The 19,495-nt window shown below is 67.2% G+C and carries 15 protein-coding genes; 11 read left to right on the top strand and 4 right to left on the bottom strand.

Going from position 1 to position 19,495, the window contains the following annotated elements; translation table 11 throughout:
* Nucleotides 1-84 precede the first annotated feature (84 nt).
* The 10 genes from BHK69_RS29030 (at nucleotide 85) to BHK69_RS29075 (ending at nucleotide 9,011) form a co-directional block, all read left to right on the top strand.
* Entirely contained in the window at nucleotides 85-1,251 is a 1,167-nt protein-coding gene (locus tag BHK69_RS29030; RefSeq protein WP_069693147.1) for an ABC transporter substrate-binding protein, read from the top strand.
* A gap of 208 nt (nucleotides 1,252-1,459) precedes the next feature.
* Nucleotides 1,460-2,332 (top strand): branched-chain amino acid ABC transporter permease, encoded by an 873-nt coding sequence (locus BHK69_RS29035; RefSeq protein WP_069693148.1) that lies wholly within the window; start codon nucleotides 1,460-1,462, stop codon nucleotides 2,330-2,332.
* 11 nt (nucleotides 2,333-2,343) lie between these two features.
* The gene (locus BHK69_RS29040) at nucleotides 2,344-3,297 is read left to right on the top strand and encodes a branched-chain amino acid ABC transporter permease (protein ID WP_199579001.1); all 954 of its coding nucleotides are present in this window, start codon (nucleotides 2,344-2,346) and stop codon (nucleotides 3,295-3,297) included.
* A complete protein-coding gene (locus BHK69_RS29045) occupies nucleotides 3,284-3,997 on the top strand; it encodes an ABC transporter ATP-binding protein (protein ID WP_069693150.1) in 714 nt (237 codons plus the stop codon). The genes BHK69_RS29040 and BHK69_RS29045 overlap by 14 nt, the downstream gene beginning before the upstream one ends.
* The gene (locus tag BHK69_RS29050; RefSeq protein ID WP_069693151.1) at nucleotides 3,990-4,706 is read left to right on the top strand and encodes an ABC transporter ATP-binding protein; all 717 of its coding nucleotides are present in this window, start codon (nucleotides 3,990-3,992) and stop codon (nucleotides 4,704-4,706) included. Before BHK69_RS29045 ends, BHK69_RS29050 begins: the two co-directional genes overlap by 8 nt.
* Before the next feature lie 11 nt (nucleotides 4,707-4,717).
* Nucleotides 4,718-5,674, top strand: coding sequence for an NAD(P)H-dependent flavin oxidoreductase (locus BHK69_RS29055; protein WP_069693152.1), 957 nt, complete (start codon nucleotides 4,718-4,720; stop codon nucleotides 5,672-5,674).
* A 14-nt stretch (nucleotides 5,675-5,688) separates the two neighbouring features.
* Nucleotides 5,689-6,447: an enoyl-CoA hydratase-related protein gene (locus tag BHK69_RS29060; RefSeq protein WP_069693153.1), complete on the top strand. Its 759-nt coding sequence runs from the start codon at nucleotides 5,689-5,691 to the stop codon at nucleotides 6,445-6,447.
* Nucleotides 6,448-6,452: 5 nt separating this feature from the next.
* Nucleotides 6,453-7,283: an IclR family transcriptional regulator gene (locus tag BHK69_RS29065; protein ID WP_083269742.1), complete on the top strand. Its 831-nt coding sequence runs from the start codon at nucleotides 6,453-6,455 to the stop codon at nucleotides 7,281-7,283.
* An 8-nt stretch (nucleotides 7,284-7,291) separates the two neighbouring features.
* Nucleotides 7,292-7,804: a GNAT family N-acetyltransferase gene (locus BHK69_RS29070; protein ID WP_083269743.1), complete on the top strand. Its 513-nt coding sequence runs from the start codon at nucleotides 7,292-7,294 to the stop codon at nucleotides 7,802-7,804.
* Between the two features lies 1 nt (nucleotide 7,805).
* Nucleotides 7,806-9,011 (top strand): CaiB/BaiF CoA transferase family protein, encoded by a 1,206-nt coding sequence (locus tag BHK69_RS29075; protein ID WP_069693155.1) that lies wholly within the window; start codon nucleotides 7,806-7,808, stop codon nucleotides 9,009-9,011.
* 97 nt (nucleotides 9,012-9,108) lie between these two features.
* Here BHK69_RS29075 and BHK69_RS29080 read toward each other — a convergent pair whose 3' ends face one another.
* From BHK69_RS29080 to BHK69_RS29095, 4 genes are all read right to left on the bottom strand, one after another.
* Nucleotides 9,109-10,614 carry a tripartite tricarboxylate transporter permease gene (locus BHK69_RS29080; protein WP_069693156.1) on the bottom strand — a complete coding sequence of 502 codons (1,506 nt, stop codon included), beginning with the start codon at nucleotides 10,612-10,614 and terminating at the stop codon, nucleotides 9,109-9,111.
* 4 nt (nucleotides 10,615-10,618) lie between these two features.
* On the bottom strand, nucleotides 10,619-11,110 hold the full coding sequence (locus BHK69_RS29085) for a tripartite tricarboxylate transporter TctB family protein (RefSeq protein WP_069693157.1): 492 nt from the start codon (nucleotides 11,108-11,110) through the stop codon (nucleotides 10,619-10,621).
* A gap of 102 nt (nucleotides 11,111-11,212) precedes the next feature.
* A complete protein-coding gene (locus tag BHK69_RS29090) occupies nucleotides 11,213-12,205 on the bottom strand; it encodes a tripartite tricarboxylate transporter substrate binding protein (RefSeq protein WP_069693158.1) in 993 nt (330 codons plus the stop codon).
* Between the two features lie 126 nt (nucleotides 12,206-12,331).
* The gene (locus tag BHK69_RS29095; protein WP_148663621.1) at nucleotides 12,332-13,717 is read right to left on the bottom strand and encodes a S1 family peptidase; all 1,386 of its coding nucleotides are present in this window, start codon (nucleotides 13,715-13,717) and stop codon (nucleotides 12,332-12,334) included.
* Nucleotides 13,718-14,127: 410 nt separating this feature from the next.
* Here BHK69_RS29095 and BHK69_RS29100 point away from each other — a divergent pair, with 410 nt between their 5' ends.
* Entirely contained in the window at nucleotides 14,128-19,395 is a 5,268-nt protein-coding gene (locus BHK69_RS29100) for an alpha-2-macroglobulin (protein ID WP_069693159.1), read from the top strand.
* The last annotated feature ends 100 nt before the right edge of the window (nucleotides 19,396-19,495 follow it).

The raw sequence follows: 19,495 nt of genomic DNA on the forward strand, positions 1-19,495 counted from the left end.
GCTCCCAAAACCCCGTGCCATGCCATTGGCAACGCCACATCATGCCGCGAAACGGCCCGGTGAAGAAGCACTTCGGAGGAATTCATGATCCGCAGGAATTGTCTTGCAACCGCCTGCCTCGCCGCGACCATCGCCTTTGCCGCGAATGCGCGCGCCGAGGACATCACGATCGGCGCGCATATGCCGCTGACCGGTTCGCTCGCCCGTTCCGGCCAGGCCTTCAACGAGGGCATGCAGGTCGCGCTCAAGGTCTTCAACGAGAGCCAAAGCAAGCACAGGATCAAGGTCACGGTCATCGATGACGAGAGCCAGCCGGCCAAGGCCGTGACCGCCGTCGAGAAGCTCGCCTCCGACGGTGCGGCCGCGATCATCGGCGGCTACGGCTCCAACATCGTCGGCCCCGCCTCCGACACCTCGAATCGCCTCGGCAAGGTCTACATCACCGGCGGCGCCGTCTCCGACGAGCTGGTCCAGCGCGGCAACAAGAACTTCTTCCGGATCAACAACAATGCCGGCTACCAGCGCGGCGTCGAGGGCTTGATCGAGGAGGTGAAGCCCAACGGCGTCTCGATCATCGCCTCCACCAAGGAAGCGCCGATGCTGCTGGCGAAAGGGCTCGAGGCGAGCCTCGCCAAGAAGGGCTTCAAGGTCACGCTGCATCCCTTCGACCCCGCCATCACCGACTTCAAGCCGATCATCAACAAGGTGAAGCTGCAGGACAAGTCCGAGATCATCTTCATGTCGGCCTATGAGAACGACTATGTCGGCATCATCCGTGCCGCCAAGGTCCTCAAGCCCCCGGTCAAGGCCATCGTCGGCGCCTGGTCGCTGGCGACGCCGAAGATGTATTCCGATTTCCCCGACCTGATGCAGAACATCATCGGCACCACCTTCCTGCCCTTCCCCGTCGAGGTGAAGGACGAGGAAGGCCGGAAATTCGCCGCCGTCTACAAGGAGATGTTCGGCAAGGAGATCGAGTACGCCTCGACGCTCGCCTTCGTCGAGACGATGGTGCTGAGCGAGGCGCTTGCCCGCTCAGCCGATGCCGGTACGCTGAAGAGCGCGGGCCTGCTCGCCGAGATGAAGACGACCAACCGCCCCTCGCCGCTCGGCCGCATCACCTTCAACGAAGTCGGCGACAACCCGAATTTCGCGCTCAGCATGGGCCAGCACCGAGACGGCAAGATCCCGCTGGTCTCGCCGGCCGAATTCGCCACCGGCAAGCTCGCCTACCCCGCCGTGCCGTGGTGATCTCTGAACACGCTCCAACACCCGCGTCGTCATTCCGGACAAGCCGCGAAAGCGGCGCCGATCCGGAATCCATCATAGAGCACAGTGCCCTGCGATGGATTCCGGGTCTCCGCCGAGTTCATCCTTGGGTCGATCAAAGATCGGACCCGGGGGCTGCGCCCGGAATGACGATGCGTAAACTGGACTGACGACAGGCCCCAATCGCTTCATGCTCGAACTCCTCCAGCAATCCCTCTTCTCCGGCCTGCTTGTCGGTTCCGTCTATGCGCTGGTCGCGCTCGGCATCGCGCTGACCTTCGGCGCGATGAAGATCATCAACCTCGCCCATGGCGAACTCGTGCTGCTCGCAGCCTACATGGCCTATGTCATCGAGAGCCGGACAGGCTGGAACCCTTACGCCGCGATCCCGCTCGCCTTCGTCGTCACCGGCATCGTCAGCGTCGTGATCTATCTGCTGATCGAGCGCATCCGCGAACACCGCGAATTGAATTCGCTGATCCTGACCTTCGCCATCGGCATCATCCTGACCAATGCGATCCTCCTGGTCTTCGCCAGCGATGTGCGCTCGACTGGATCGCCCTTCCTGCAGGATGCCATCTCCTTCGGCTCGGTCTACGCCATGAAGGGCGAGATCACCGCCTTCATCATCAGCCTTGCCGTGATGGCGGGCCTCTGGTGGTGGCTGAAGAACAGCTGGTATGGCCGCGCCGTGCGCGCCGTCTCCTCCAACCGCGACGCCTCGATGCTGATGGGCATCGATCCGCGCCGCGTCGAACTCGCCGCCTTCATCGTCGCGGGCATCCTCGCCAGCGTAGCGGGCGTGGCGCTCTATACGATGAGCGTCGTACAGCCGGCGCTCGGGCCCGGGCTCACCATCAAGGCCTTCATCGTCACCGTGCTGGCCGGCGTCGGTTCGATTCCCGGCGTCTTCTGCGCGGCGCTGCTGCTGGGCGTGACCGAGGCGATGACGGTGACGCTGGCGAGCTCGGCATTGCAGGAACTCGTCGGCATGGTGCTCTTCCTGCTCGTGCTCTTCTTCATGCCGAACGGCCTGTTCGGCGCACGCGCCAGGCGCGGTTGAGGAGCCCGATGATGCGCAGCCTTCCCGCTCTCCTGATCCTCGCCGTCGCGATCGCCGTGCCCATCGCCTTCAGCGGCAATTCCTACGTCATGGGCCTGATGGTCTCCGGCCTCATCGTCGCCGGCGTCGCGCTCGCCTGGGCGCTGCTCGGCAATCTCGGCGGCATGGTCTCCTTCGGCCACGCCGCCTTCTTCGGCGTCGGCGCCTATACCTCGGCGATCCTCTCGGCGAAGTTCGGCCTGCCCGTACCCCTCGCGCTGCTGGCGGGCGCCTGCGGGGCCGCGCTTTGCTCGATCGTGATGCTGCCGGCGCTCAGGCTGTCGGGCCCCTATTTCGCGCTCGCCATCCTGGCCTATGCCCATATCTTCAAGATCCTGGCGACGGAGGCGACCTCGATCACCGGCGGCTCAGCCGGCTTCCAGCGCTTCCCGCCCTTGCCGACGATCATGGGGCTCGACCTGTCGAGCCGCGTCGGCAGCTACTGCCTGCTCGTGGTCCTGGTGGCGATTTGCGCTGCGATCTATCTCGCGGTGAAGCGCAGCCATGTCGGCACGGCCTTGCGCGCCATGGCCGAGAGCGAGGATGCGACACGCGTCGTCGGCGTCAACGCAACCTTGCTGAAAGCCTGGATGCTGCTGCTCTCGGCCTTCATCACCGGGCTGTTCGGCGCGATGAACGCTCACATCATCAACTTCCTCGAGCCGGACTACGCCTTCTCGGCGAGCTGGAGCATCCTGCCGATCATCGCCGCGATCTTCGGCGGCTACCGCACCATCCTGGGGCCGGTCGCAGGCGCGGTGCTGATCTATCTGTTCGACCAGATCATCGCCAAGGAACTGCTGCCGGTGGGGCACGAGATCCTGCTCGGCATCCTGCTCGCCGGCATGATCCTGATCGCGCCCAACGGGCTCTTTGGAATGTTCCAGCGCAAGACAGTCAAGGGAGCCGCCCATGCTGCGGCTTGAGGACGTCACTGTCCGCTTCGGCGGGTTGACCGCATTGAAGGATGTCTCCTTCGCCATGGGCGCCGGCGAGATCCTCGGCCTCGTCGGCCCCAACGGCGCCGGCAAGACCACGCTGTTCAACACCATCTCCGGGCTGGTCCGGCCGAAGACCGGGCGCATCCTGTTCGCAGAGCGCGAGATCGGCCGACTGCCGCTGCATGCCCGCGCCCGGCTCGGCCTCGGCCGCACCTTCCAGATCCCGCAGCCGATGCATCACCTGACCGTGCGCGAGAACCTCACCGTCGCGCAGGTCTTTGGCGCCGGTAAAGCCGACGCCGCCCGCGTCGACGAGATCCTCGAGGTGATGGAGCTGGGCGAACATGCCGAGCGCAATGCCGCGACGGAGCTCGCGCTGCAGGAATTGAAGCGGCTCGAAATCGCCAAGGCGCTCGCCACCAACCCGAAACTCCTGCTGCTCGACGAGGTTCTGGCGGGGCTGGAGAGCAAGGCCAAGCGCCGCTTCGTCGACAAGCTGCGCGAACTGCATGAGCGCTACAAGCTCGCCATCGTCATCGTCGAGCACGACATCGAGACGATCTCGACATTGTGCTCGCGCGCCGTCGTGCTGAATTTCGGCCAGATGATCGCCGACGGCACGCCGGCCGAGGTCTTCCGGAACCCCGCCGTGGTCGAGAGCTATACGGGAGCCGCCGATGCTTGAGGTCAGGCAATTGCGCGCCGGCTACGGCGCCATCAACGTGCTCTGGGATATCTCACTCGGCTTTCCCCAGGGCGAGCTGACAGCGATCGTCGGCCCCAACGGCGCCGGCAAAACGACGCTGTTTCGCGCCCTGATGGGGCTGATCCCGCATCAGGGCGAGATCAGGCTCGACGGGCGCGCGCTCAAGGCCAGGACTTGGGATCTGCTGGAGGCCGGCCTCGTCATGGTTCCCGAGGGCCGCATGGTCTTCAAGGATATGAGCGTCGAGGAAAATCTGTCGCTGGGCGCCTATCCGCGCCGCTGCCGCAATGCCCGCGCCCGTAATCTCGAACGCGTCTACGACCTCTTCCCCCGTCTGAAGGAGCGCCACCGCCAGCTCGCCGGCTCGCTCTCGGGCGGCGAGGCGCAGATGGTGGCGATGGGGCGCGGCATGATGAGCGAGCCGCGCATCCTGCTGATCGACGAGCCGTCGCTGGGCCTCGCTCCCGTCATCGTCAAGGAGGTCTTCTCGATCATCCGCCGGCTCAAAAGCGAGGGCGTCACCATCGCCCTGATCGAGCAGAACACGCATATCGCGCTCTCGGTCGCCGACCATGTCCATCTCATGCGCTCGGGCAAGCTGCTCCTGAGTCAGAAGGCTGAAAAGGTCGATCTGGAGCGCCTGCACGATCTTTACCTCGCCCGCGAAACCGGCGCGGCGAGCTTCTAACGGAGACCAGAATGGCCCTGCCCGCCTCACTCGCCGACACGCTCAGCCTCCCGGTCATCGGCTCGCCGATGTTCATCGTCTCGGGGCCGGAGCTCGTCATCGCACAATGCCTGAACGGCGTCGTCGGCTCCTTTCCGGCGCTCAATGCCCGCCCGGCCGAGCAACTCGAGCTCTGGATCACCCGGATCAAGACGGAGCTCGCCGCCGCCAAGGCCGCCGACCCCATGCGAAAGGTCGCGCCCTTCGCGGTCAACCAGATCGTCCACGCCTCGAACGACCGGCTGATGCATGACATGGAGGTCTGCGTCCGCCAGGAAGTGCCGATCATCATCACCTCGCTGCGCGCGCCCAACGAGGTCGTCGAGGCCGCCCATTCCTATGGCGGGCTCGTCTTCCATGACGTCACCACCATCCGCCATGCCCAGAAGGCGCTCGAAGCCGGCGTCGACGGCTTGATCCTGGTCTGCGCCGGCGCGGGCGGCCATGCCGGCACCTTGAGCCCCTTCGCGCTGGTCGGCGAGGTCCGCCGCTTCTTCGACGGGCCGATCATTCTTTCGGGCGCAATCGCGACCGGGCAGGCGATTCTCGCCACCCAGGCGATGGGCGCCGATCTCGCCTATATCGGCACCCGCTTCATCGCCACCGAGGAGGGCAATGCGGCACAGGGCTACAAGGAGATGATCGTCGAGGCCGCCGCCGCCGACATCGTCTACACGCCCTTCTTCACCGGCGTGCCCGGCAACTATCTCAAGCCCTCGATCGCGGCCCAGGGGCTCGATCCCGACGATCTGCCTCATGCCGACAAGAGCAAGATGAGCTTCGGCTCGGGCACCGCCAAGGCCTGGCGCGACATCTGGGGCTCGGGCCAGGGTGTCGGGCTGATCGACGACGCGCCCTCCGCCGCCACCGTGATCGCCCGGCTCAAAGCCGAATATGAACAGGCGAAAGCCGCTCTCTGCAGCCGCTGACCGAGGATGAGACCATGACCGAAACCATCCTGAGCCAAACCGTCTTGAGTCAAACCGTCTTGCCCGGCATCGTTCAGGTCACGATGAACCGGCCCGAGCGCAAGAACGCGCTAGACCGTGCCAGCTATCAGGGGCTGATCGACGCGATCGCGGCGGCGGAAGCCGATCCGCAGATCCGCGCGATCGTGCTGACCGGGGCAGGCGGCTGCTTCACCAGCGGCAACGACATCAAGGATTTTGCCGCGGTCAGCGACAGCGGTCCGCGCGTCGCCATGGATTTCCTCAATGCGATCTCGACCGCGAAGAAGCCGGTCGTCGCGGCGGTCGAGGGTTTTGCGGTGGGCATCGGCACCACCATGCTGCTGCATTGCGACCTCGCCTATGCGGCCAAGGGCGCGAGCTTCCGCCTGCCTTTCGTCGCGCTGGGCCTGAGCCCCGAAGGCGCATCGAGCTATCTCCTGCCCTTGATCGCCGGCAGCAAGCGCGCCGCCGAACTGCTGATGCTGGGCGAGGCCTTCGGACCTGAAACCGCGGCTGAAGCCGGCCTGGTCAACGCCGTGACCATGGAGGGCGGCGCGCTCGCCATGGCGCTGGAAAAGGCCAGGGCGCTCGCTGCCCTGCCGCCGGAATCGGTCGCGCTGACGAAATCGCTGCTGAAGCGCGGCAACGCGGCCCATGTCGCCGAGACGATCGCCACCGAAGGCCGGCTCTTCGGCGAGCGGCTGCTCTCGGCCGAGGCCAAGGCCGCTTTCGCCGCCTTCCTGAAGCGCTAAAGCTAATGGAGGCCATCCTGCAAGCAAGCTCTCACTCCGACGCCAACGCACATACCGACGAACTCGCCGGCCCCAAGGAGGACCGTCATTTCGTCACGGCGCTGGCGCGCGGCCTGGAGGTGCTGGCCTGCTTCAGGCGTGGTGAAGCGGCGCTCGCCAATTCCGAGATCGCCGCGCGTTGCGGCCTTGCCCGCTCGACCGTCTCGCGCCTGACCTACACGCTGACCAAACTCGGCTATCTCCATCATGTCCCGGAATCCGGCAGCTACCGGCTTGGCACGGCGCTGATCGCGCTCGGCGCCAACGCGCTCGCCGGGCTCGATGTCCGTCGCCTGGCGCGGGCCGGCATGCGCGATCTCGCGAGCTTCGCCAACGCCACCGTGGGTCTCGGCGTGCGTGAGCGTCTCAGCATGCGCTATATCGAATGCTGCCGCGGCGAGGCCGCGATCGCACTCAACATGGATACCGGCTCCAGGCTCTCGCTCGCGCGCAGCGCCATGGGCCGCGCCTATCTCGCCGTCTGCAGCGAAGCCGAGCGGCGCGCGATCATGGAGGATATCCATTCGGTCGACGATGCGGCCTGGCCGCGCCTGCGCGAGGGCATCGACCGGGCGCTGGAAGACTACGCGACCTTGGGCTGTGCCCGCTCCTTCGGCGAGTGGCAGCCGACGGTGAGCGCCATCGCGGTCGCCTTCCAGCCCGGCGGCGGCCTGCCGCCGATGTCGATCAATTGCGGCGCACCGACCGTGATCCTCGACCGGAATTTCCTGATGGACGAGGTCCGGCCGAGACTGATCGCGCTCGCCGCAAGCCTGGAGGGAGTGATGGGTTCGTGAGGCCGGCTGTGACAGTCCGTCCTATCGCCGCCGCTGACGTGCCGCATTTTCGAGCGGTGCTCGATGAGGTTGCTCGCGAGCGTCGCTACCTGGCCTTCGAAGAGGCTCCGCCGATCGAGCGCATCGCCGTCTTTGTCGAAGCCAATATTGCGACTGGAAACACACATCTTGTCGGGCTCGTCGACGATATGATCGTCGGCTGGTGCGACATCGTCCGCGACGTCAGTAGACCGACCCGGCGCCACTGCGGCACGCTCGGCATCGGCATTCTCGCGCAATATCGCGGTTTGGGGCTCGGTCGTTTGCTGATGCAACAGGCGATGGCAGGCGCTGCCGCATCCGGGCTTAAGCGCATAGAATTGACCGTTCGCAGCTCCAACCAGCGCGCCATAGCCCTTTATGCGCAGCTGGGCTTCGCGCATGAAGGGTGCCAGCGAAACCCAATCATGGCCGAGGACGGGTACGAAGACCGCGATCTGATGGCTTATCTCGTGCCTGAGCAGCCCAAGCAAGCAGCGTGACATGCCGATGACCACTCTCGACCTCCCCCTTTCCGGCATCCGCGTGCTCGATCTCTCGCGCATCCTCGCCGGGCCCTGGTGCGGCCAGGTCCTGGCCGATCTCGGCGCCGAGGTGATCAAGGTCGAGCATCCCTTGCGCGGCGACGACACGCGTGACTGGGGCTTTCGGCTGGGCGAGCGCAACACCTGCTATTTCAACAGCGTCAACCGCAACAAGCGCTCGATCGGCGTCGATGTCGGCAAGCCCGAGGGGCTGGCGATCGTGCGCGACCTCGCCGCCAGGAGCGACGTGCTGATCCAGAACTTCAAGACCGGCGGCGCCGACAAGCTCGGGCTCGGCTACGAGGCGCTGAGCGCGCTCAACCCCGGCCTGATCTACTGCTCGATCGCCGGCTACGGCTCGGATGGGCCGGAGGCCTCGCGCCCCGGCTACGACCTCGTCATCCAGGGCGAATCCGGGCTGATGGGCATGAACGGCAATGACGACCAGCCGCCGCTGAAATTCGGCGTCGCCATCGTCGACCTCTTCACCGGGCAATATTCGGCCCAGGCCGTGCTCGCTGCGCTGATCCAGCGCGGACGCACCGGCAAGGGCCGGCATATCGAGATGGCGCTGTTCGATTGCGGCCTCTCGGTCACCTCCTATTACGGTTTGGAAGCTCTGGCATTGGGCGAGAACCCGCCACGCTACGGCAACGCCCATCCCTCGATCGTGCCCTATGGCGTCTTCGACGCCGCCGATGGCCCGCTCGTCATCACCGTCGGCAACAACGCCCAGTATGAGCGCTTCTGCCGGATCGTGATCGAGCGGCCGGACCTGGCGGAGGATGCGCGTTTCGCCACCAACCTGCTGCGCACCCAGAACCGCCCGGAGCTGCTGCCGATGATCGAGGCGGAGCTGAGGGCGAGGCCGCGCGCGCTGCTGCTGCAACGGCTCGCCGCGGGCGGCATTCCCTGCGGCGAGGTGCTGGGCCTGAACCAGGCGCTGCGCTCGCCGCGCGCAACACAGGCCGGCATGGTCAGCGACGACGCCGGCAATGCCGACACGCCCGCCGTGCTCGCCCCGCCCTACCGCCTCGACGGCAAGCGCGCGCCCCTGCGCCACCGCCCACCGGGATTGGGGCAGGATACGGATGCGGTGCTGGGGGAGCTGGGCCTCGACGGGCCCCGCATCACGGCTTTGCGGCAAACCGGGGCAATTGCCTGAGTGCAAGCCCGCCGTCATTGCGAGCGCAGCGAAGCAATCCAGCCTCGTAGAGCGCGGCGGCCCCTGGATTGCTTCGCTGCGCTCGCAATGACGAGCTTCAAGCCGCCACCGCCCGCCGCTCCCGCATCTTCTCCATCGTCCAGGAGAACACCGGCCAGAGCAGCGCGGCAAACGTCATCGCCGCCAGCACGCTCGACACCGAACGGCTGAAGAAGGGCAGGATCGAGCCGTCCGACTTGATCAGCGAGGTGACGAAGCTCTGCTCCACCATCGTGCCCATGACGATGCCCAGCACCAGGGCCGCGACCGGATAGCCGTTCTTCTCCATCACGAAGCCGAGCAGTCCGAAGCAGGCGACGCAATAGACCGCGAACAGGTTGTTGCCCGCCGTGGCGAAGGCCCCGACCGCACAGAACACCATGATCACCGGCATCACCGCCGAGCGCGGCGCGCCGACGACGAAGCTCGCGCCCCGGATCATCATGATGCCGAGCGGGATCATGATGATGTTGGCCAGGATGAAGATGATGTAGAGCGCGTACATGCTGGACGCCTGCTCGGTGAACAGCGTCGGCCCCGGATTGAGCCCTTTCATGTAGAGCACGCCGATGGCGATGGCGGTGATCGTGTCGCCGGGAATGCCGAAGAGCAGCGCCGGCACCCAGCCCGAGGCGAGCGAGGCGTTGTTGCTTGCGCCGGCCTCGATCAGGCCCTCGGGATGGCCGGTGCCGAATTTCTCGGGCGTCTTCGAAAAGCGTTTCGACATCGCGTAGCTGACCCAGGCCGCCATGTCGGCGCCCGCGCCCGGCAGCACGCCGATGATGATGCCGACGATGTTCCCGCGCGTCTGCTGCTTGGGATATTGCTTCGTCAGCTCCCATTGCCCCTTGAGGATGCTGCCGAGCCGCCGATGCGGCAGCTTCGGCGGCTCGCGCTCGGTCAGCGCGCGCATCACCTCGGCCAGCGCGAAGACGCCGACCAGCGCCGGGATCGGCTCGATGCCGCCGAGCATGTCCGTCGAGCCGAAGGTGAAGCGTGCGACGCCACCTGGATTATCGATGCCGATGCAGGTGATCAGCAGGCCGAGCAGCATCGAGGCGATCGCCTTGATCGGCGAGGAACGCGCCACCAGCGTCGCGCACATCAGGCCGAGCAGAGCGAGCCAGAAATTCTCATAGGTCGAGAAGGAGAGCGCGAATTCGGCCAGAACGGGCGCCAGGATCATCAGCGACAGCGTCCCGGCGATGCCGCCGAGCGCGGAGAACCAGAGGCAGATGCCCAGCGCCGTCTCGGCCTGGCCCTTGCGCGTCATCGCATAGGCTTCATCGGTATAGGCGGCCGAGGCCGGCGTGCCGGGAATACGCAGCAGGCAACCTGGAATATCGCCGGAGAAGATTGCCATGGCCGAGGCCGTGATGATCGTGGCGACGGCCGCGATCGGCGAGAGGTAAAAGGTCACCGGCACCAGGAGCGCGGTCGCCATCGTCGCGGAGAGGCCGGGCAGCGCCCCCACCGTCAGCCCGTAGAAGGCGGAGGCGACGATCGCGATCAGCACGTCGGGCGCGAAGACCAGCCCGAAGGCCTGGACGATGGTGTTCATCATCGCATCACCATGGGAAAGGCAGGAGGCCACCGGGCAACGGCACCCGCAGCAGCTTCAGGAAGATCAGGTTGACGATGAAGGGCGCGATCAGGGCGAGCGGCACCGCAAGCTTCGCCTTCGCCCCGAAGGCGAAGCTTGCGACGAGCACCATGATCGCCGCCGTCGGCAGGAAGCCGAGCGGCTCGGAAGCGAGCGCGTAGAAGAAGACGAGGCCGGGCGGCAGCAAGGCGAGCCAGGAACGCCAGGCCGGCAATGGCTCCAGCATCTCGGGCGCGGAGTGATTGACGACATCGGCCTCCGCGACCTCCTCGAAATGCCGGCCGACGCCCAGGATGATCAGCGCGCCGCAGATCGCGAGGCCAGCCCCCACGACCATCGGAAAGGCCGATGGCCCGACCTGCTGGCCCGGCACGGGAGGCAGTTTCGAGCCATAGAAGAACGCCACCGAGCCGAGCGTTGCAATCACGGCTCCGGTGATACGGTCGGACAGTTGCATCGCGGCAACCTCATCATGTCAGGTGATCGAGAAGCGAAAGCACCGGAGCCGCTCGCGAGCGGCATCCGGTGCGACGTCAGGATGCGCGCTTAGCTGGCCCGCTCAGCTCTTGGCGAGGCCCGCCGCCTTCATGGCCGAGGCCATCGCCTTGTCGCCCTCATCCATGAACGCCGTGAAGCCGGCCTGGTCGGCGAACTTCATGCCGAAGCCGCGCGAGTTCATGAAGTCCTGGTACTCCTTGGAGTCGAAGGCCTTCTTCAGCGAGGCGACGAGCTTGGCCTGGATCTCGGCCGGCAGTCCCTTGGGGCCGGCGATGCCGCGCCAGGCGCCGACAGAGTAGTTGATGCCGAGCGTCTCGTTCAGCGTCGGCACATCCTTGAACTGCGGGTTGCGCTCCTTCGCCATGATGGCGAGCGCCCTGGCCTTTCCCGCATCGATCATGGCCCGCGCCTCGGGCACCGAGCAGGTGACGATGTCGAGGCCGCCGGCCGCCAGGTCCTGCATGCCGGGAGCCGCGCCGTTCGACGGCACCCAGGCGACATGATCGGGCTTCAGGCCCATGGCGACGAGCCAACCGATCAGCGCCAGGTGCCAGATGCCGCCCTGGCCGGTACCGGACGCCTTGAGCTTGCCGGGAGGCGCGGCCTTGATCGCCTCCGCCAGCGCCTTGATGTCCTTATAGGGGCTCGCCGCGTTCACCTGGACGCCCGGCGGGTCTTCATTCATCAGCGCCAGCGGCACATAGCTCGTCGGCTTGAGCTCGGTCAGGCCCTGATGATGCATCATCGAGATCTCGACGGTGAGCATGCCGATCGTGTAGCCGTCGGGCGCGGCCGTCGCGATCGCGGAATGACCGACGACACCGGAGCCGCCGGTGCGGTTGACCACATTGACCGGCTGACCCAGATCCTTCTCCAGGAGCTGGGCAACGATGCGGGCCGTCGCATCCGTGCCGCCGCCCGCGCCCCATGGACAGATCAAGGTCAGCGGGCGCGCCGGCCAGTTGCCCTGGGCGATCGCGGGGCGCGCGAGCAGTCCCGTCGCGCCGGCGACCGCCGCGCCTTTGATAAGCATGCGTCTGCTGATGTCGCTCATGAGAATTTCCTCCCCTAATCGATTTAGCTGCTGAGCGCTCCTCGGCCGGAAGGCGGGGCGCTCTTGAGATACGCGGACTATCTGAGCCGATTGTCGGCCCCGAGACAACTGCCTTTGCGGAAGATCCTACAATCCGCAGATGACGGGCAGGACCGACTTGCCGACCCTCTCGACGATCCGGCCGGTGCTGAGCTCGCCGCCGGCAACGGCTGCGGCAAGCGAGAGCCCCGCCTTCGCGATCGCGGCCTGCAAGGCCGCAGCGTCCGCCACCGCATAGGCCCGCTGCGGTGCGACGCCAGCGATCAGGATCTTGTCGGAGGGGTTGGCTGTGACCAGCCCTGCCAGCCTGCCCTGCCGGTCGAAAACCGGGCTGCCGGCCTGGCCCGGCTGGAGCGGCGCGAACACGGCCGCATTCGCCCCGATCCGGACAGCTTGCCCTGGCAAGGCGAGGGCGGCACGCTTGCCGGCATCATCGCCGAACGCCACCAGGACGAGGTTTTCGCGTTCGCCCAGCGCCTCGGAGCGGGACCCGAGCGCGGTCAGCCCCGGCCCGCCATCGAGATCGAGCAAGGCAAGCCCGCTCGCATCATCCTTGGCGCGCAGCCGCGCCGGACGCCCGCCGACCCGCAGCGAGCGGCAGCCGTCGATCGCGGACGCCGCCGTGGCCACGACCTTGTCCGATATGACGAGGCCGACGCCATAGCGCTCGGTCGGGGCCGCGACCGGGCGAACGATCGGAGACGACGAGCCCGCGACGCTGGCGATAGCGCTCGCCGGGCTCGCCGGCGCAGGCCCGGTCGGGAAGGGTTCGAAACTCCCGGCGATGGCGATCACCAGCTTGTCGACGCTTGCCGAAAGCACCTTGTCATAGCCGATCGAGAAGCCGCGCAGGCCTTGCGGCCCCGACGCCAGCCGGCGGTAGAACTTGCCCGTGGCGGTCTCGCCGGTGACCACGAAGAAGTCCGGGCGCAGCAATTTGTAGGTGATCTTGCGGCCCGGATTGTTTGGGTTGACCAGGGTCGCCTTCTCGAAGACCGAGTCCAGCGTCTCGCCCGGCGGGCTCGCGGTCGCATCGAGCGTGATCTTGCCGTCGGCGCTCTGCCAACGGCTGCCTCCGGTCGGCGTCGCCTCGCGCTTGGGCAGCACCTTTTCAGGAATGCCGATCCGCATGCCGGTGCGTGCGTCATCGATCAGGCGAAACCCCGCCGCCTCGCGCGCGCCGCGCGCCGCTTGTGCAAGCGCTGCGCGCTCGGCCGGCGAGAGCACGCCATTGGGCTCGCCGCGCCCGGCCTTCAGCGCATTGATGGCGCGGAAGGTCAGCGGTCCATAGGAGCCGCTCACCGCCGCGTTGAACAGGCCGGCCCAGATCAGATCGGTCTGAATCGCCTTGCGCTCGGCCTCGGGCAGCGCCTCGAAACTCGCCTGGGCCGCGGCGAGCTGAGGATTGGGAGCCGGGGCGGGAGCCTGCGCCAGCGCCGTTGGCGGCAGGAACGCCAGGACAGGAGCGGCCAAGGCAGGAGCCGCCAGCACCAGTCGCAACCCCACGGTCCGTCCGAAACGGAATCTGATCGCATTCGCCATTGCGCGCCCCCAAGCAAAGAGGCCGCATTGAGCGTCAGATCGTGCCCGCCCGCAACTGCGATGACGAAGCGGAACAAGACAAGTGAGAGGCCTTTTCGTCATGGTCGGCTTGTCCCGAGCATGACGTCATCCTTTGGCGAGAGATGCATTCAAGACGTGGATGCCCGCAGCAACGGCGCGCATGATGGAAAGTTCAGTCCTTTTATCCGGCAGCCCGCCACCTTTCGCATTGCGCCGGCAAGCGCCGGTGCTAGCTTGCCCGCGGGCTCAGAGCTGTCATCGGGCGGACGCGGATCGCGCCGAGATTGACGTGCACGATCGACCGAAGAGGACATAAGACCATGACCCTGCTCGCCCGTCTCGCCTTGCTTTTCGGTCTGGCGCTCGCGGCGCAGCCGGCCTTCGCCCAGAAGGCCTATGTCCGCAACGACCTCGCCGCCGACGGGCAGCGGCTGGAGGAGCGCTTGAAGCGCGAGGTCTCGGTCAGCGGCAGGCAGGCGACTGAGGCCCTGCGGATCGGCGCCTCCGCACTCGCCCGCGGCGATGCCCGCGCCGCCTTGCCCCAGGCCAATGCCGCCGTCGTCGCCGAGCCCAACAACGCCGCCGCATGGCGCCTGATGGCGAATGCGGCCAACGCGATCGAACCGCGCGACTATCGCGAGCGCTGGGAACTGCGCGAACGCGCCATCTCGGCCGCCTATCTTGCCTATCAGCGCGCCAGCTCGCGCCCCGAGGAGGCCGCCTCGCTCGGCGTGCTGGCCCGCACCTTCGAGAAGAACGAGCTCTGGCGGCCGGCGCTGACGACCTATCGGCTGAGCCTCGACCTCGCCGACAATGCCGGCCTGCGCACCACCTATGAGAGCCTGCGCGAGAAGCGCGGCTTCCGCATCCTCTCCAACAAGGTCGATGCCGACGCCGCCTCGCCCCGCGCCTGTTTCGAGTTCTCGGAGCCGCTGGCGCGCGGCCGCGTCGATTTCGCACCTTATGTCGCGATCTCCGGCGGCAGAAGCACGCAAGGATCGGGCGATTTCGCCGTCAGCGCCGAGGAGCGCCAGATCTGCGTCGACGGGCTGCGCCATGGCGAGCGCTACGCCTTCGTCATCCGCCAGGGTGTGCCCTCGGCGATTCCCGACGAGAAGCTGCTGAAATCGGCCGATTACGAGGTCTATGTCCGCGACCGCACGCCTTCGGTGCGCTTCACCGGCAAGAACTACGTGCTGCCGCGCACCGGCCAGCAGGGCATCCCCGTCGTCTCCGTCAACGCCGACCGGCTCGACCTCGAGGTCATGCGCATCGGCGATCGCAACCTGATCAACTCGGTCCACTCCGACGATTTTCTCGGCCAGCTCGGCTCCTCTGCCTCGAAGCAGATCGCCAGCGACAAGGGCCAAAGCGTCTGGACCGGCTCGATGGAGGTGAAGTCCGAACCGAACAAGGACGTGATCACGGCCTTCCCGGTGATCGAGGCCGTCGGGCGCCTGCAGCCCGGCGTCTATGTGATGTTCGCCAAGCCGACCGGCGGCAAGGTGGCGGCAGCGCAGACTGATTCCGACAGCGACTATGACGACGGCACGACGCGCGCGACGCAATGGTTCGTCGTCTCCGACCTCGGCCTGACCTCCTTCTCCGGGCCCGACGGCGTGCATGTGCTGGTGCGCTCGCTCGCCGACGCCGCGCCCGTCGCCAATGCCGAACTCAGGCTGCTCGCCCGCAACAACGAGGTGCTGGGGACAGTGCGCTCCGACGCCAATGGCTATGCTCGCTTCGATGCCGGGCTGGGCAAGGGCCAGGGCGGCAACGCGCCGGGCCTCGTCACCGCGTTGCTGGGCGAGGATTACGGCTTCCTCGATCTGAAGCAGACGGCGTTCGATCTCTCCGATCGCGGCGTCAAGGGTCGCGTCGCGCCCGCGGGCCTCGACGCCTATCTCTACACCGAGCGCGGCGTCTACCGCTCCGGCGAGACGGTCTATCTGACCAGCCTCCTGCGCGACGCCAAGGGCGCGGCCGTGACCGGCCTGCCATTGACCATCGTGGTCAAGCGGCCCGACGGCGTCGAGTATCGCCGCCGCCAGGTCGAAGATCAGGGTGCCGGCGGCCGGGCCCATTCGATCCCGCTGTTCTCGGGCGCGCAGACCGGAACCTGGCGTGTCCAGGCCTATGCCGATCCGAAGGGCCCCGCGATCGGCGAGGCCTCCTTCCTGGTCGAGGATTATGTTCCCGAGCGCCTGGAATTGACCCTGACGCCCAAAACCCCGTTGCTGCAGGCGGGCGAGCCGGCCGAGATCGACGTCAACGCGCGCTACCTCTACGGCGCGCCGGGCTCCGAGCTCGACGTCAACGGCTCGATGACCATCCGCTCTGCCGCCCAAAGCGCGATCCCCGGCTTCGCCGGCTATCAGGTCGGCCTTACCGACGAGGAGTTCCAGCCGGTCCAGACCGATTTCGAGGAAAGCACCACGACCGACGCCTCCGGCAAGGTCACGGTCTCCAACCCTGTCGCCCAGCCCGAGACCAACCGCCCGCTCGAGGCGGAGTTCACCATCCGCGTCGGCGAGCCTGGCGGGCGCGCCATCGCTCGTTCCGTGACGCTGCCGATCGTGCCCAAGGGCGCGGCGCTCGGCATCAAGGCGCTGTTCAAGGACGGCGAGCTCGGCAACGGCCAGACCGCCGGCTTCGAGGTCATCATGGCCAATGGCGACGGCCGTCGCCTCGCGCGGCCCGGGGTGAAATGGACCTTGTCCAAGGTCACCCGCAACTATCAATGGTTCTTTCAGGACGGGCGTTGGAATTTTGAGGGCGTGAAGCAGACCCGCCGCGTCGCCGATGGCGAGCTCACGGTCAGCGCCAATGCCGCCGCCTCGATCTCGGCTCCGGTGCAATGGGGCAATTACCGCCTCGACGTCGCCGCGGACGGCCCCGATTCCACCGAGAGCTCGCTGTCCTTCACCGTCGGCTACGAGGCCGACAAGACCGCCGATACGCCTGATGTCCTCGACGTCGCGCTCGACAAGAACGCCTACGCCAATGGCGAGACCATGCAGGTGCGCCTGGCGCCGCGCTTCGCCGGCAAGGCGACGCTCGCGGTGATCAGCGACCGCGTCAACGAGATCCGCACCATCGATGTCGCGGCCGGCGGCGCGACGGCCTCGATCCCGGTCAAGGCCGAATGGGGCGCGAGCGCCTATCTCGTCGTGCTGGCGCACCGCCCGATGGACACCGCCGCCCAGCGCCTGCCCGGCCGCGCCATCGGCCTGTCCTGGTTCGCCATCGGCAAGGAGAACCGCACGCTCGCCATCGATCTCGGCGCGCCGCCCCTGGTACGCCCGCAGACGACGCTCTCCTTGCCGGTCAAGGTCACCGGCGCCAGGGCCGGCGAGGATGCCTTCGTCACGGTCGCCGCCGTCGATATCGGCATTCTCAACCTGACCCGCTTCGAATCGCCCGATCCGAGCAGGTTCTTCTTCGGCCAGCGCCAGATCGGCCATGAACTGCGCGATCTCTACGGCTATCTGATCGACGGCATGCAGGGCGTGCGCGGTGCGATCCGCACCGGTGGCGACGGCGCGCCCACGGCTCAGGGCGAGAAGCCGACGCAGGAACCGCTCGCGCGCTATTCCGGCGTGGTCAAGGTTGGCGCGGACGGCATGGCCAAGGTCGATTTCGACCTGCCGGCCTTCAACGGCTCGGTCCGCGTCATGGCGGTCGCCTGGTCGGCCGGACGCACAGGGCAGGCCAGCGCCGATGTGATCATCCGCGATCAGGTCGTCGCGCAGGCGACGCTGCCGCGCTTCCTCGCCATCGGCGACCAGTCGCGCTTCCATCTCGCGATCAACAATGTCGAGGGACCCGCCGGCCCCTATGTCGTCGATCTCGATGTGAGGGGCCCCGTTCTGGTCGCTGCCGACGCGACGCGCAAAACGCTCCAGCTCGCGGCCGGCGCCAAGAGCGAGCTCACCATTCCCGTCACGGCGGCAGGGCTCGGCCGCGCCGAATTCGATGTTCGCATCACCGGGCCTGGAAGCATCGGGACGGTGCAGAACCTCGCCGTGCGCGTGCAGCCCTCGGCCAATACGATCGCGCGGCGCATCGTCCGGCCGATCCCCGGCAATGGCGGTTCGATCACGGTCTCCTCCGATCTGATGGCCGATCTCGTGCCGAATTCCGGGCAGGTCTCCGTCTCGGTCTCGCCGCTCGCCTCGCTCGACGTGCCGGCGCTGCTGAAGGCGCTCGACCGCTACCCCTATGGCTGCACCGAGCAGACGGTAAGCCGCGCCCTGCCGCTGCTCTCGGTCAACAAGCTCGCCACGCTGGAGAACCTCTCGCTCGACGCCAATGCCGATGAGCGGGTCAATGGCGCGATCGAGCGCGTGCTCGCCCGCCAGGGCGCCAACGGCTCCTTCGGGCTCTGGGGAGTCGGCGGCGAGGATCTCTGGCTCGACGCCTTCGTCGCGGATTTCCTGACGCGGGCTCGTGAGCGCCAGTTCCAGGTGCCGCAGATCGCCTTCAATCTCGCTCTCGACCGTCTGCGCAACCAGGTCGTCAACACCAGCGAGATCAACAAGGAGGAGGCCGCCGGCATCGCCTATGCGCTTTATGTGCTCGCCCGCAACGGCCGGCCGGTGATGGGCGATCTGCGCTATCTCGCCGACAACAAGCTCGCCGATTTCGCGACGCCGCTGGCGCGCGGGCAGATCGGCGCCGCGCTCTCGGCGCTGGGCGATCGCGGCCGTGGCCGCGCCGCCTTCACCAGCGCGCTCGGCCTGTTGCAGGATGCGCGCGACGATGGTCTCTCGCGCCCCGATTACGGCACGCGCCTGCGCGACGGGGCGGGCGTGCTCGCCTTGATCGCCGAAGCCAATGGCGAGCGCGCCGACATCACCCGCGCTGCCGCGATCGTCGACACGGCGCGCGGCAGCGCGCGCTACACCTCGACGCAGGAGCAGATGTGGATGGTCGTCGCCGCCCAGGCGCTCGCGAAGGACGCCGAGGGCATGACGCTCACGGTTGATGGCGCCGAACGCAAAGGGCCGCTCTACCGCACCATCTCCGCCGAGGCGCTCGAGGCCAAGCCGCTCACCGTCGCCAATCCAGGCGCCGCCTCGGCACAGGCCGTGATCACCGTCTCGGGCATTCCGACCGGCGCGGAGCCGGCGCTGAACCAGGGCTTTGGCCTGGAGCGGGTGATCTACACGATGAAGGGCGAGAAGGCCGATCCGGCGCGGTTGCGCCAGAACGAGCGCTATGTCGTGGCGCTGAACGTCACCGAACCCGCCTTGCGCTATGGCCGGGTGCTGCTGGTCGATCCCCTGCCCGCCGGGCTCGAGATCGAGAACGCCAACCTGACCGAGGGCGCCTCCGTCGCCGGGCTCGACTGGCTCAAGCAGGAGGTGACGCCGGTGCACACGGAAGCCCGCGACGACCGCTATGTCGCGGCCTTCGACCGTGACGGCTCGAACAATCAGAAGCTCGCCTTCACCATCGCCTACATCGTCCGGGCCGTCTCGCCCGGCCGCTATGTCGCGCCGGCGGGCGTGATCGAGGACATGTACAGGCCGGATCGTTTCGGACGGACCGCGTTCGGAACGGTGGATATTTCGTCGGCGCGGTAGAGGCTTCGCCGTGAAGGCACAGGGCGACGAGACGAGCGCGACAGAGCCCCCTCTCCCACCCATCTCGGGCTTGCCCGAGATGGGCAAAGATGAGCGCCAA

The sequence above is a fragment of the Bosea vaviloviae genome (assembly GCF_001741865.1).
Lineage (GTDB): Bacteria > Pseudomonadota > Alphaproteobacteria > Rhizobiales > Beijerinckiaceae > Allobosea > Allobosea vaviloviae.

Excerpts from the sequence above, each read along its gene's own strand:
- BHK69_RS29045 (WP_069693150.1), top strand. The coding sequence starts at position 3,284 with ATGCTGCGGCTTGAGGACGTCACTGTCCGCTTCGGCGGGTTGACCGCA.
- BHK69_RS29085 (WP_069693157.1), bottom strand. The coding sequence starts at position 11,110 with ATGCAACTGTCCGACCGTATCACCGGAGCCGTGATTGCAACGCTCGGC.
- BHK69_RS29050 (WP_069693151.1), top strand. The coding sequence starts at position 3,990 with ATGCTTGAGGTCAGGCAATTGCGCGCCGGCTACGGCGCCATCAACGTG.
- BHK69_RS29040 (WP_199579001.1), top strand. The coding sequence starts at position 2,344 with ATGCGCAGCCTTCCCGCTCTCCTGATCCTCGCCGTCGCGATCGCCGTG.
- BHK69_RS29080 (WP_069693156.1), bottom strand. The coding sequence starts at position 10,614 with ATGATGAACACCATCGTCCAGGCCTTCGGGCTGGTCTTCGCGCCCGAC.
- BHK69_RS29065 (WP_083269742.1), top strand. The coding sequence starts at position 6,453 with ATGGAGGCCATCCTGCAAGCAAGCTCTCACTCCGACGCCAACGCACAT.
- BHK69_RS29035 (WP_069693148.1), top strand. The coding sequence starts at position 1,460 with ATGCTCGAACTCCTCCAGCAATCCCTCTTCTCCGGCCTGCTTGTCGGT.
- BHK69_RS29055 (WP_069693152.1), top strand. The coding sequence starts at position 4,718 with ATGGCCCTGCCCGCCTCACTCGCCGACACGCTCAGCCTCCCGGTCATC.
- BHK69_RS29030 (WP_069693147.1), top strand. The coding sequence starts at position 85 with ATGATCCGCAGGAATTGTCTTGCAACCGCCTGCCTCGCCGCGACCATC.
- BHK69_RS29075 (WP_069693155.1), top strand. The coding sequence starts at position 7,806 with ATGCCGATGACCACTCTCGACCTCCCCCTTTCCGGCATCCGCGTGCTC.
- BHK69_RS29060 (WP_069693153.1), top strand. The coding sequence starts at position 5,689 with ATGACCGAAACCATCCTGAGCCAAACCGTCTTGAGTCAAACCGTCTTG.
- BHK69_RS29100 (WP_069693159.1), top strand. The coding sequence starts at position 14,128 with ATGACCCTGCTCGCCCGTCTCGCCTTGCTTTTCGGTCTGGCGCTCGCG.
- BHK69_RS29090 (WP_069693158.1), bottom strand. The coding sequence starts at position 12,205 with ATGAGCGACATCAGCAGACGCATGCTTATCAAAGGCGCGGCGGTCGCC.